Genomic DNA, 12,247 nt, shown 5'->3' on the forward strand with positions numbered 1-12,247 from the left:
CGCATAAGTTAAGGATCCAACAATGGCTGTGACCACCGTCGCCCAGTTTGCCGCAGAGCTTCAAAGGCCTGCGAGCACGCTGCTTGAACAGCTTCAAGCTGCGGGCGTCAACAAGGCGTCTGTCGAAGACGCTCTCAACGAAGCCGACAAGGAACGTCTGCTGGGCTATCTGCGCACCGCGCACGGCACCGCCGGCGCCGACCGCAAGAAGATCACGCTGACCCGCAAGTCGACCAGCGAAATCAAGCAAGCCGATGCCAGCGGCAAGGCCCGCACCATCCAGGTGGAAGTGCGCAAGAAGCGCACCTTCGTCAAGATGGACGACACCGGCGCGACGGACGATGCGTCTGTTGCAGCCGCCGCTGCCGCTGAGGAAGCCGATCTGCAGCGTCGTGAAGTCGAAGCCCAAGCTCAGGCTGACGCCCTGCGTCGCCAAGAAGCCGAATTGGCCGAGCGCGTGCGTGAACGTGAAGAAGCCGAACGCGCTGCGAAGGCTGCCGAAGAACTGCGTCGCCAAGAAAAGCTGGCCGCCGAAGCTGTTGCGGCCCAGGAGGCTGCCAATCTGGCCGCCGAGCAGGCCGCTGCCGCCAAGGCTGCGAAGAAGCCGCGTCAAACGGCCGAAGCTGCTGCACGCGAAGCTGCTGCCATCAATAAGGCTGCTGCAGCCGCCCGTGCCCCTGCACCGGCGCCTGTTGCTGCCCCGGTGGCTGCGCCCGCGACCGCACCCGTTATGGCACCCGTGGTTGAGCCTGTGGTGGCCAGCGCGGCACCTGCGGCTGAAGCGGCTGCGCAAGCCGCCACACCTGCAGCCACACCTGCAGCGACAGCAACCGCAGCGCCCGCAGCCAATGCTGTGGCAGCAACTGAAACTGCCAAGCCCGCACTGCGTGTCGTGAAAGCTGTGGACGTCGGTGTTGAAGAAAAGCAGAAGCAAGTCGACCTGGAGCGCCGCCGCAAGGCCGCCGAGGCCGAGGCTGCTGCCATCCGCGCGATGATGAATGCACCCAAGAAGGTGATGGTCGCGAAGAAGGAAGAGCCCAAGCCGGTTGAAGCCAGCAAAGAGGGCATCAAGGGTACGATCCACAAGAAGGTCGGGGCTCCTGGGGCGCCGACTGCACCTGGCGCCACCACGGCAGCCAAGCCCGGAGACAAAAAATCGGTCAAGTCCGAGAAACTGTCCTCCAGTTGGGCCGATGACAAGAAGCGCGGCGTCAAGCCGGGCGCGACAGCGGCACCCGGCGGGGCGCGTCCTGCAGCCGGTGGCTGGCGTGCGCCCAGCCGTGGCGGAGCAGGTGGCCGTCGTGGCAACGACCGCAACGACCGTGGCAATTCCTCGTCCAACTTCGTGGCACCTGTCGAGCAAGTGGTGCAGGAAGTTCATGTCCCCGAGACCATCTCGGTGGCGGATTTGGCCCACAAGATGTCCGTCAAGGCCTCTGAGGTCATCAAGCAATTGATGAAGCTCGGCCAGATGGTCACCATCAACCAGCAGTTGGACCAAGAAACGGCCATGATTCTGGTCGAAGAAATGGGCCACAAAGCCTTCCCGGCCAAGCTGGATGATCCTGATGCGTTCCTCGAAGAAGAGGGCGCAGGCGCGGAGCAGCATGAAGCACTGCCCCGTGCGCCGGTGGTCACCGTCATGGGTCACGTCGACCACGGCAAGACCTCGCTGCTGGACTATGTTCGCCGTGCCCGTGTGGCCGCAGGCGAAGCTGGCGGCATTACGCAGCACATCGGCGCTTATCACGTCGAGACACCACGCGGTGTGATCACCTTCCTGGACACCCCGGGTCACGCGGCCTTTACGGCCATGCGTGCTCGCGGTGCCACAGCCACTGACATCGTCATCCTGGTGGTGGCGGCGGACGATGGCGTAATGCCCCAAACGAAGGAAGCGATCCACCACGCCAAGGCTGCGGGCGTGCCCATGGTCGTGGCGATGAACAAGATCGACAAGCCCGGTGCCAATATCGAACGCCTGAAGGGTGAGTTGGTGGCAGAAGGCGTCGTGCCGGAAGACTTCGGTGGTGAAACGCCTTTTGTGCCTGTCTCCGCCAAGACCGGCGAAGGCATGGACAGCCTGCTGGAGCAAGTCTTGCTGCAGGCCGAAGTGCTGGAGTTGAAGGCGCCTGTCGCTTCGCTGGCCAAGGGCCTGGTGATCGAAGCCAAGCTGGACAAGGGCCGCGGCCCTGTGGCCACCGTGCTGGTGCAGTCGGGTACCTTGAAGCGCGGCGATGTCGTGTTGGCGGGTTCCACCTATGGCCGCGTGCGTGCCATGCTGGATGAAGATGGCAAGGCCACCGCCGAAGCCGGTCCTTCGATCCCGGTCGAAATCCAGGGTCTTACCGAAGTGCCGCAGGCGGGTGATGAATTCATGGTGCTGTCCGACGAGCGTCGTGCCCGTGAAATCGCCACCTTCCGTTCCGGCAAGTACCGTGACGTGAAGCTGTCGCGCCAACAGGCCGCCAAGCTGGAGAACATGTTCGAGAACATGGGCGCTGGCGACGTGCAGACGCTGTCCATCATCATCAAGAGCGATGTGCAGGGTTCGCAAGAAGCGCTGGCTTCTTCGCTGCTCAAGCTGTCGACTCCCGAGGTCAAGGTGCAGATCGTGCACGCTGCGGTGGGTGGTATCAGCGAGTCGGACGTCAACCTGGCGATCGCCTCCAAGGCGGTCATCATCGGCTTCAACGTGCGTGCCGATGCCGGTGCGCGCAAGCTGGCCGAAGGCAACTCGGTGGATCTGCGCTACTACAACATCATTTACGACGCCGTGGATGACGTGAAGGCAGCCATGACCGGCATGCTGGCACCCGAGCAGCGTGAAGAAGTCATCGGTATGGCCGAGATCCGCACCGTGTTTGTGGCGACCAAGATCGGTACCATTGCAGGTTGCATGATCACCTCGGGTGTTGTGAACCGCTCGGCACGTTTCCGCCTGCTGCGCGAAAACGTGGTGATCTACACCGGCGAGATCGACACCTTGAAGCGCATGAAGGACGATGTGCGCGAAGTCCGCGAAGGCTTCGAGTGCGGTATCAAGCTGAAAAATTACAGTGACATCGCCGAGGGCGATCAACTGGAGTTCTTCGAAATCAAGGAAGTGGCTCGAACCCTCTAAAGCGGCGTTGCCCTCACCCAGCAGACCCCGCCCTCCCAGAGTGGCGGGGTTTCTTCTTGAGGGCCGGCACCGTGGCCCGGAACCTACGCCGGGCTGAGCCGAGCACAGACGAGGAGATTGTTGAATATGCGACACAAACGAGTCATCCCCAACCGCAGCTTTCGTGTGGCCGATCAGATCCAACGCGATCTGGCCGAGTTGATCCGCGAGCTCAAAGACCCCCGTATCGGCATGGCCACGGTCAATGCCGTTGAGGTCACGCCGGACTACGCCCACGCAAAAGTGTTCTTCTCGGTGTTGGTGGGTGATCCCACCGAAACCGCAGAGGCGCTGAACGAGGCGGCTGGCTTTTTGCGTAACGGCCTGTTCAAGCGGCTGCAGATTCACACGGTGCCGAGCCTGCACTTTCACTTCGACCGCACCATCGAGCGTGCGGCCGAGATGAGCGCACTCATCAGCAAGGCCAACGCCACACGTGCCCTGGACGACGAACCCACCGCCCCGGCAGGTGCGGCAGACGCCGCAGGCGCGTCAGATGCTGAGAAGGCGGCCGAGTAAACACCATGTCCGCCCGCCCACCGCGCATCAAAACCGTACGCCGTCCTGTTCACGGCGTGCTGCTGCTCGACAAGCCTATCGGCTGGAGCAGCAACGACGCCTTACAGAAGGTGAAGTGGTTGCTGCGCGCGGAAAAAGCGGGCCACACCGGTACGCTCGACCCTTTGGCAACGGGCCTGTTGCCATTGTGTTTTGGCGCTGGCACCAAGTTCAGCCAGATCAGCCTGGATGCTGACAAGTCTTACCTGGCGACCTTGAAGCTCGGTGCCACCACCACGACTGGCGACTTGGAGGGCGAGGTGCTTGAAACGCGCCCGGTCCAGGTGACACGGGAGCAGATCGAAGCTGCCTGCGCACAGCTGCGCGGCGAGATCGATCAAGTGCCGCCCATGTACTCCGCCTTGAAGCATGAAGGCCGCCCGTTGTACGAATACGCTCGTGCCGGTATCGTTATTGAACGCCCGTCGCGCCGCGTGACCATTCACGCGCTCGACATCATCGATTGGCAAGATGATCGATTGACCTTGTCGGTGCGCTGCAGCAAGGGTACCTATGTGCGCACTCTGGCTGAAGACCTGGGGCGCCTGCTGGGTTGTGGTGCGCATCTGAGTGCCTTGCGCCGCACAGCCGCGGGGCCGGTCAGCGTGAACGACGCAATCAGCCTCGACGCCCTGGCCGCCTTGACCGAAACGGAGCGCGAGTCCATGCTGCGTCCTCCGGACTCCCTGCTGGCGGACTGGCCCGAAGTGCGCTTGGCGCAAGACGAAGCCGCCCGTTTTCTGACCGGTTTGCGCCGCCGCGTGAACGCCCCGGATCAGCCGCATGTGCGGGTCTACGGGCCCGAACCGCAAGCTTTTCTGGGCGGTGCCCACATCCAGGGCGGAGAGTTGATCCCGGACCGGTTATTGAGTCCTCAAGAGGTGAGCAGCCTTTTGAGCGTCTGAAAAGACAAGAATAGTTTCAGAATTTTTTGAAAGCGTCGTATGAGTAAGCAGATTCGCAACATCGCCATCATCGCCCACGTTGACCATGGCAAAACCACCATGGTTGACCAATTGCTGCGCCAAAGCGGCACCTTCGCCGAGCACGAAAAAGTGGTCGACACCGTGATGGACAGCAATGCCATCGAACGCGAGCGCGGCATCACCATCTTGGCCAAGAACTGCGCCGTGGCTTGGGAAGGTACTCACATCAATATCGTGGACACCCCCGGTCACGCGGACTTCGGTGGTGAAGTCGAGCGCGCCCTGTCCATGGTGGACGGCGTGGTGCTGCTGATCGACGCGCAAGAAGGCCCGATGCCCCAGACCCGCTTCGTGACCAAGAAGGCCTTGGCCTTGGGCTTGAAGCCCATCGTTGTCGTCAACAAGGTAGACAAGCCCGGTGCCAAGCCTGACGCCGTCGTCAATGCCGCTTTCGACTTGTTCGACAAGCTGGGCGCGACTGACGAGCAACTGGACTTCCCCGTCGTTTACGCGTCGGGCATCAACGGCTGGACCTCGCTGGAAGAGGGCGAGCCCGGCGCGCAATGGGGCCCCGACATGTCGGCCCTGTTCAATACCGTGCTGAAGCACGTGCCTTCGCAAAAGGGTGATCCTGCAGCCCCGCTGCAGCTGCAGATCTCGGCGTTGGACTACTCCACCTTCGTGGGCCGCATCGGCGTGGGGCGTATCACCCAAGGCACGATCAAGCCCAGCATGGAGGTGCTGGTGATGGAAGGCCCGGACGGCAAGAGCACCAAGGGCCGCATTAACCAAGTGCTGACTTTCCAAGGCCTGGACCGCGTGCAATCTGCCGAAGCGGGCCCTGGCGACATCGTGTTGATCAACGGTATCGACGAGATCGGTATCGGAGTGACCGTCACCAGTGTGGCCACGCCGGCCCCGCTGCCCATGCTCAAGGTCGACGAGCCGACGCTGACCATGAACTTCTGCGTCAACACCAGCCCTCTGGCCGGTCGTGAAGGCAAGTTCGTCACCAGCCGTCAGATCTGGGACCGCCTGCAAAAAGAATTGCAGAGCAACGTGGCCCTGCGCGTCAAAGAGACAGACGAAGACGGTATCTTCGAAGTGATGGGCCGGGGCGAACTGCACCTGACCATCTTGCTGGAAAATATGCGCCGTGAAGGCTATGAGCTGGCTGTCTCCAAGCCGCGCGTGGTGTTCCAGACCATCAATGGCGAGAAGCATGAACCCATCGAACTCGTCACGGCCGACGTGGAAGAAACCCACCAGGGTGGCGTCATGCAAGCCCTGGGTGAGCGCAAGGGCGAACTGGTGAATATGGAGCCGGACGGCCGTGGCCGTGTGCGCCTGGAATACCGCATCCCGGCCCGTGGCCTGATCGGTTTCACCAATGAGTTCTTGAACTTGACCCGCGGCTCGGGCCTGATCAGCAATATCTTTGACGGCTATGAGCCGCACAAGGGTGAGATTGCCGGCCGCAAGAACGGCGTGCTGATCTCCATGGACGCGGGTGAAATCTTCACTTACGCCCTGGGCAAGCTGGATGACCGCGGCCGCATGTTCGTTAAGCCCAACGATCCCGTCTATGAAGGCATGATCGTCGGCATCCACAGCCGTGAAAACGATCTGGTGGTCAATGCCACCCGTACGAAGCAGCTGACCAACTTCCGCGTCAGTGGCAAGGAAGATGCGACCAAGATCACACCCCCAATCGATTGCACACTGGAATACGGTGTGGAGTTCATTGAGGACGACGAACTGGTCGAAATCACGCCCAAGAGCATCCGTCTGCGCAAGCGTTTCCTGACGGAAAACGAACGCAAGCGCAATTCGCGCGGCTAAAGCCTTGCGACTTGCGCTAGCGCGCAAGATGCTTTGCTCCCGCCAGCCTCCCTTGGAGCGGGGGCGCTCTTGATTCATTGCTTGCGGCCCCTTTGGGGTCGCTCTTTATTTGATGACCCATCGGCGTGCGGTCTTGATGATGATTCTGATTACCCTGCTGTGGAGTTCGGCGGGGGTGGTTACGCGTCATTTGGAGGCAGCACGGGGGTTTGAGCTGACGTTTTGGCGCAGCAGCTTCAATGCGCTGGCCTTGATGTTGGCCTTGCGCTGGATGCGGGGGCCGGGGTTGTGGCGTCAGCTTTTGCGCGCGCCGCGCCTGGTGTACTTGTCCGGCGTGTGCTGGGCCGTCATGTTCACGGCCTTTATGTTGGCTTTAAGCCTCACCACGGTAGCCAATGTGCTAGTTACCATGGCTTTGGGGCCGCTTTTGACAGCCTTGTTGTCGCGCGTATTTCTCCACCATCACCTGCCGCGCCGTACCTGGGGGGCGATTGCTGTGGCCAGTTTGGGTATCGCCTGGATGTTTGCTCACGAGGTGCTGGGGCAGGGTGCCCCCCTTTCTGGTGGGCTGGGCATTGGCGTTGCGCTGGGCGTGCCGGTTGCCGCGGCAGTGAATTGGTCGGTGCTGCAGCATGTGGGTCATGGTGATGGGGCCGGCACTGCGCAGGCGCACGATATGCTGCCCGCCATCTTCATCGGTGCGCTGATCTCCGCCATGGCGGTGCTGCCCTTGGCCTGGCCCCTGCGGACCACCACGCACGACTTGGTGTTGTTGGCGGGTCTCGGCGTATTTCAACTGGCTTTGCCTTGCCTGCTGGTGGTGCGTCTCAGTCGTGTGCTGGCCGGGCCCGAGATCGCCTTGCTGGGGCAGTTGGAAGTGGTTTTTGGCGTGCTGTGGGCGTGGGTGTGGGCCGCTGAAGTACCATCCACGGCTGCTTTGTGGGGCGGGGCCATGGTGCTCTCGGCTCTCATCGTCAATGAATTGCTGGCTTGGCGCTCCGAGCCTCGGTTTTGATCAATCAACCCATATTCCGGAGAGAGGCATGGACGCCGCTTTGAGTTCCGCCCTGATTCCCGCGTTGCAGTCTGAGGGCCAGATCCTGGCCACCGTCAACGGCTGCCTGGGTGTCATCACCCTGAATCGGCCTGAAGCCTTAAATGCTTTGTCTCTGGGCATGGTCCGCGATCTGTCCGCGCTGTTCAAAGCCTGGACAAATGCCCCGGAGATTGAAGCCGTGGTCTTGATGGCGGCAGGTCGTCCGGGCAAGCCCCCGGCATTTTGCGCGGGTGGTGACATCCGCTATTTCCACCGCGCAGCGTTGGCGGGCGATACTTCGCTGGAAGACTTTTTCACCGAAGAGTACGAACTCAATCACCTGATCCACCGGTTCCCAAAACCCAGCATTGCCCTGATGGACGGCATTGTCATGGGGGGCGGCATGGGTATCAGCCAAGGTTGCAAGTTACGTGTGCTGACCGAGCACAGCAAATTGGCGATGCCCGAAACGCACATTGGCCTGTTCCCCGATGTGGGCGGGGGCTACTTTCTCAGCCAGTGTCCCGGTCAAACCGGACGCTGGTTGGCTCTAACGGGACAAACCTTGAGCGCAGGTGACGCGATTGAGTTTGGCTTGGGGGATGTCTTTGTTCAAAGTAGTGCCTTGCCCGGTATCGTCGAGGCCTTTATGAACGGTTCTCAGCGCAATGCCGAGCATGTGGTCGCCACGGTGATGGAACGGGTTGATCTGGCACCGGCGGGTACCCAGCAACAGTTGCGCGCGCGTATCGACAAGTTTTTTGAACCCGCCGACGTTGGCGCCATCATGGCCGCTCTGGGTGCCAGCGACGATGAATGGGCCGTTCAAACATTGGCTACGCTGAACAAGCGCTCGCCGCTGATGATGGCCGTGACAGTTGAGCAACTCAAGCGTGCGCGCAGCCTGTCGCTCGCCGATGACCTGCGCATGGAGCGCGATATGGTTCACCATTGCTTTCACCTTAGGCAGGTTTCGGACAGCGAAACGGTTGAGGGCATCAGGGCATTGGCAGTCGACAAAGATCATCATCCGCGTTGGAACCCGGCGCACATTGAGGCCGTGTCCGCGGCGGAAGTCCAAGCGTTTTTTGAATCACCATGGTCTCCCGCGCAGCACCCCTTGCGCCATTTGGACTGAGCACCTCGGCGGCAGCCGGTACCTCACCCCCGTACGCCGCAGCGTTGCACCGTTTTCGCTACCGCTGACAATCAGGGCGGCATCCCACCGGATGCTGCCCCATTTTTTGACCAAATCCTGTTCAAGAAAGCCTGACCGAAGATGCCCACCGACATCGAAATCGCCCAAGCCGCCACGCTGCAAAAGATCCTGCCCCTGGCGCACCGCAAACTCGGCCTGCCCGAAGATTCACTCAGCCCCTACGGGCATTACAAAGCCAAATTGAGTTTGGGGCAGGTACAAAGCCTCGCCGATGAGCCGGACGGGCATCTGATTCTTGTCACCGCCATTTCGCCCACCCCGCCTGGCGAAGGCAAGACCACCACCACCGTCGGCCTGGGGGATGGCCTGAATCAAATTGGGAAAAAAGCCATCATCTGCTTGCGAGAGCCTTCGCTGGGGCCATGCTTCGGCATGAAGGGCGGTGCCGCAGGCGGCGGTCGCGCGCAAGTCTTGCCGATGGAAGACATCAACCTGCATTTCACCGGCGACTTTCACGCCATTGCCCTGGCGCATAACCTGCTGGCCGCACTGATCGACAACCACATCCACCACGGCAATGCATTAGACCTGGATGTGCGGCGCATCACCTGGCGCCGTGTGGTGGACATGAATGACCGTGCCTTGCGCGACATCACGGTGGGCCTGGGGGGGCCGGGCAACGGGTTTCCGCGGCAAGATGGTTTTGACATCGTGGTCGCCTCCGAGGTGATGGCGATTTTCTGCCTGGCCACGTCCCTTGCGGATCTGCAACGCCGATTGGGGCATATCGTGGTGGGCTACACCCGGGACAAGCAGGCTGTGACGGCGCGTGATTTGCAGGCTGATGGCGCGATGACCGCTTTGCTCAAGGACGCGCTGGCGCCCAATCTGGTTCAGACTCTGGAGGGCACGCTGGCCTTTGTGCATGGCGGCCCCTTTGCCAATATCGCGCATGGCTGCAACTCGGTGATCGCGACGCAAACGGCGCTCAAGCTCGCCGACTATGTGGTGACCGAAGCCGGCTTTGGTGCGGATCTGGGCGCTGAAAAATTCATCGACATCAAGTGCCGCAAAGCCGGGCTCCAACCGGCCTGTGCGGTGCTGGTGGCCACGGTGCGTGCCCTTAAATTTCACGGTGGCGGCGATGACATCGCAGCATTGACCGAAGGCTTGGCCAACTTGCGCCGGCATGTGGAAAACATTTGCCAGCATTACGAGTTGCCGGTGGTGGTGTCCATCAATCGTTTTGACAGCGACACCCCCGAGGAGATTGCACAGATCGAAGCGGCCTGCAAAGCCTTGGGCGTGGTCTGTGTGTTGGCCACGCACTGGGCGGAGGGCGGCGTGGGCGCCGCGGAGTTGGCCCGACAAGTGGTGGCTTTGTGCGAAGCCTTGCCGCGCAAGCCGGCCGCTCGCTTGTATGCCGATGAAGACACGCTGGAGTTGAAGATCCGCACCGTTGCCACCAAGGTCTACCGCGCAGATGGGGTGATCTTCGAGCCTCGGGCGGCGCAGCAACTCGCAGAATGGCAAGCGGCCGGGTGGGGTCATTTCCCGGTGTGCATTGCCAAGACGCCGTACTCCTTCAGCAGCGACGCCAGTTGGCGCGGCGCGGCCAGCGGCCACACCTTGCGCGTGCGGGAATTGCGATTGAACGCTGGGGCGGAGTTTGTGGTGGCCATCTGCGGCGACGTCATGACGATGCCCGGCTTGCCCAAGCGTCCCGCGGCGCTGAACATTGGCGTGGACGAAGCGGGCCGGATCAGCGGCCTGTTCTGAGTCCCTTTTCTTGGGCCTTGCCTTTCGGCATCGGTTCAGCGGGATTGGAAGAAGTTCCAGATCACCTCGTTTGCATCGAGGGCCATGGAGGGCACGGCCTTGCCAAGGCGTGTCGCTTGGGCACCCGGCCAGGAGTGGCCGCCAGATGCTGTGACGCACAACTGCACCCGGGCGCCGGCCGCGCAGCCGCTGTAGGCTTCACAATTGGCACCCGCCCGATCCAGAGTTTTGTGCGGGGTCGCTTGGCACTGGTCCCGGCGGACCCAGCGCGCCACGGTATCAGGCACCGAGACAAAGTCCATCACCTTGCGGGTGTCCCGAAAGGCGTCCGGCCCCGCGCCGCCTCCAAACAAGACGTGGGTGTCGTCCTTGGCGTGAATGTGCAGCACCGAAACCGGTGAACTGGGCTGGCATTGGGTGCTGGCGTCGGTCCCCGCGACAGATGCAACCGCGCGGAAAACGTCTGCTGCGTCGCAGGCCAAGCGATGCGCCATCATTCCGCCGTTCGACATGCCCACGGCAAAAACCTGTTCTCGGTCGATGTTCAATCGGGCGGACACCGCTGCGACTACGGCACGCAGAAAGCCCACATCGTCTATCGAACGGTCTCGCGCATCACCGCAGCAGCCGCCCGCGTTCCAGGTCGCGAATCGCCCTCCCGGGAGAATGCTGTAGCCACTGGGAAAGACGAGGATAAAGCCCGCTTCATCGGCCTTGCGGCCCAGGCCGTAGCGATCCTTGTCTGCCATGATGTCTGCGCTCCCGCCACCGCCGTGCAGGGCTAGTACCAAGGCCTGAGCACGGGTGGCGTCATAACTGGGCGGCACATGGACGATGTATTTGCGGACAAGGCCGTCGTGCAACAGAGACAGGCTGACGACTCCCGGCCCCAATGGGCCTGCTTGCGGGTTTGCGTGCGAATTTATCTGCGTTGGGTCGGGCGACCAGTCCGCGGGCTGCGCCGCAGCACGCCTTTGCGCCATCCGCGCTTGCATGCGCTCCTGCCAAGTCGGCGCGGCCTCGCTCCCGACGGGCGCAACGCACAAAACCGACAGGAGAGTGAAGGTCGTCAAGAATCGCATGAGGTGGGCAGACAATGGACGCACGGTGTGCGTGCAAGCATAAAGTACAACAGCGATGGGCAGCACGGAATCAGCGCCCCCACGCGGCATGCGGCATGCGGCGCGTGCCGTCAATTGAAGAACGTCAACACGTTCCAAGTGAAAGAGGAATCGAGATGCATCCTGCAAAAAATGAACAAACGCTGCGGTGGTCCACCGCAAGCTTGGCACTGGTATTGCTGCCAGCACTGCTGGCCTGCACCAGCCCCGTCAAAGTGGAGGGCAGTGGCGACAAGGCGTCTGCCGATGAGCGCGTGAGTGACGCCGTTACCGCGCCCTTGCAGGACTTGAATCTGATGCAGAGCAAGATTCCCGATGTGCTGCAGGCCGCGCAAGAGGCCCCCTACAAATTGCCGCCCGATGCCAGTTGCGCAGGCTTGGCGCATGAGTCAGCAGCCTTGGAAAAGGCCTTGGGGCCTGACCTTGACTCACCACAACGCAAGGAGCAGCAAGACGCTTGGGCCAAGAGCGGTGAGATGGCGGGGGACGCTGCCTTCGGCGCCCTGCGCAGCGCCAGCGAGAACCTGCTGCCTTTTCGAGGCTGGTTGCGCAAACTCAGCGGTGCCGAGCGCCATTCAAGCGCCGTCACCGCCGCGCTGGTTGCAGGCCAATCCCGCCGGGCCTTTCTGAGAGGCCTTCAACTCGGCAAGAGTTGCCATTGAG

At 61.9% G+C, this 12,247-nt stretch carries 9 protein-coding genes; 8 read left to right on the forward strand and 1 reads right to left on the reverse strand.

What is annotated here, in order from left to right:
- Nucleotides 1-22 precede the first annotated feature (22 nt).
- The 7 genes from infB to PRZ01_RS08415 all read left to right on the forward strand — a co-directional run bounded on the left by infB (nucleotide 23) and on the right by PRZ01_RS08415 (nucleotide 10,463).
- Nucleotides 23-3,124 (forward strand): translation initiation factor IF-2, encoded by a 3,102-nt coding sequence (gene infB / locus PRZ01_RS08385; protein ID WP_273596314.1) that lies wholly within the window; start codon nucleotides 23-25, stop codon nucleotides 3,122-3,124.
- Between the two features lie 126 nt (nucleotides 3,125-3,250).
- Nucleotides 3,251-3,682: a 30S ribosome-binding factor RbfA gene (gene rbfA / locus PRZ01_RS08390; RefSeq protein ID WP_273596315.1), complete on the forward strand. Its 432-nt coding sequence runs from the start codon at nucleotides 3,251-3,253 to the stop codon at nucleotides 3,680-3,682.
- A gap of 5 nt (nucleotides 3,683-3,687) precedes the next feature.
- The gene (gene truB / locus PRZ01_RS08395; RefSeq protein WP_273596316.1) at nucleotides 3,688-4,626 is read left to right on the forward strand and encodes a tRNA pseudouridine(55) synthase TruB; all 939 of its coding nucleotides are present in this window, start codon (nucleotides 3,688-3,690) and stop codon (nucleotides 4,624-4,626) included.
- Nucleotides 4,627-4,665: 39 nt separating this feature from the next.
- A complete protein-coding gene (typA, locus tag PRZ01_RS08400; RefSeq protein WP_273596317.1) occupies nucleotides 4,666-6,489 on the forward strand; it encodes a translational GTPase TypA in 1,824 nt (607 codons plus the stop codon).
- Nucleotides 6,490-6,625: 136 nt separating this feature from the next.
- A complete protein-coding gene (locus tag PRZ01_RS08405) occupies nucleotides 6,626-7,504 on the forward strand; it encodes a DMT family transporter (RefSeq protein WP_273596318.1) in 879 nt (292 codons plus the stop codon).
- A gap of 28 nt (nucleotides 7,505-7,532) precedes the next feature.
- Nucleotides 7,533-8,663 (forward strand): enoyl-CoA hydratase/isomerase family protein, encoded by a 1,131-nt coding sequence (locus PRZ01_RS08410; protein WP_273596319.1) that lies wholly within the window; start codon nucleotides 7,533-7,535, stop codon nucleotides 8,661-8,663.
- A 141-nt stretch (nucleotides 8,664-8,804) separates the two neighbouring features.
- Nucleotides 8,805-10,463: a formate--tetrahydrofolate ligase gene (locus PRZ01_RS08415; RefSeq protein WP_273596320.1), complete on the forward strand. Its 1,659-nt coding sequence runs from the start codon at nucleotides 8,805-8,807 to the stop codon at nucleotides 10,461-10,463.
- Between the two features lie 35 nt (nucleotides 10,464-10,498).
- Here the strand turns inward: PRZ01_RS08415 and PRZ01_RS08420 are convergent, their stop codons facing one another.
- Nucleotides 10,499-11,545 (reverse strand): extracellular catalytic domain type 1 short-chain-length polyhydroxyalkanoate depolymerase, encoded by a 1,047-nt coding sequence (locus PRZ01_RS08420; protein WP_273596321.1) that lies wholly within the window; start codon nucleotides 11,543-11,545, stop codon nucleotides 10,499-10,501.
- Nucleotides 11,546-11,700: 155 nt separating this feature from the next.
- On the opposite strand from PRZ01_RS08420, the gene PRZ01_RS08425 reads away from it, so the two are divergent.
- A complete protein-coding gene (locus PRZ01_RS08425) occupies nucleotides 11,701-12,246 on the forward strand; it encodes a hypothetical protein (RefSeq protein ID WP_273596322.1) in 546 nt (181 codons plus the stop codon).
- Nucleotide 12,247 lies beyond the last annotated feature (1 nt).

The organism is Roseateles koreensis (assembly GCF_028595305.1).
In the GTDB taxonomy this organism is placed as follows: domain Bacteria; phylum Pseudomonadota; class Gammaproteobacteria; order Burkholderiales; family Burkholderiaceae_C; genus Paucibacter_A; species Paucibacter_A koreensis.

Bases quoted from the DNA above. Each gene is read 5' to 3' on its own strand.
- PRZ01_RS08425 (WP_273596322.1), top strand. From the start codon at position 11,701: ATGCATCCTGCAAAAAATGAACAAACGCTGCGGTGGTCCACCGCAAGC.
- PRZ01_RS08415 (WP_273596320.1), top strand. From the start codon at position 8,805: ATGCCCACCGACATCGAAATCGCCCAAGCCGCCACGCTGCAAAAGATC.
- rbfA (WP_273596315.1), top strand. From the start codon at position 3,251: ATGCGACACAAACGAGTCATCCCCAACCGCAGCTTTCGTGTGGCCGAT.
- PRZ01_RS08410 (WP_273596319.1), top strand. From the start codon at position 7,533: ATGGACGCCGCTTTGAGTTCCGCCCTGATTCCCGCGTTGCAGTCTGAG.
- truB (WP_273596316.1), top strand. From the start codon at position 3,688: ATGTCCGCCCGCCCACCGCGCATCAAAACCGTACGCCGTCCTGTTCAC.
- PRZ01_RS08405 (WP_273596318.1), top strand. From the start codon at position 6,626: ATGATGATTCTGATTACCCTGCTGTGGAGTTCGGCGGGGGTGGTTACG.
- typA (WP_273596317.1), top strand. From the start codon at position 4,666: ATGAGTAAGCAGATTCGCAACATCGCCATCATCGCCCACGTTGACCAT.
- PRZ01_RS08420 (WP_273596321.1), bottom strand. From the start codon at position 11,545: ATGCGATTCTTGACGACCTTCACTCTCCTGTCGGTTTTGTGCGTTGCG.
- infB (WP_273596314.1), top strand. From the start codon at position 23: ATGGCTGTGACCACCGTCGCCCAGTTTGCCGCAGAGCTTCAAAGGCCT.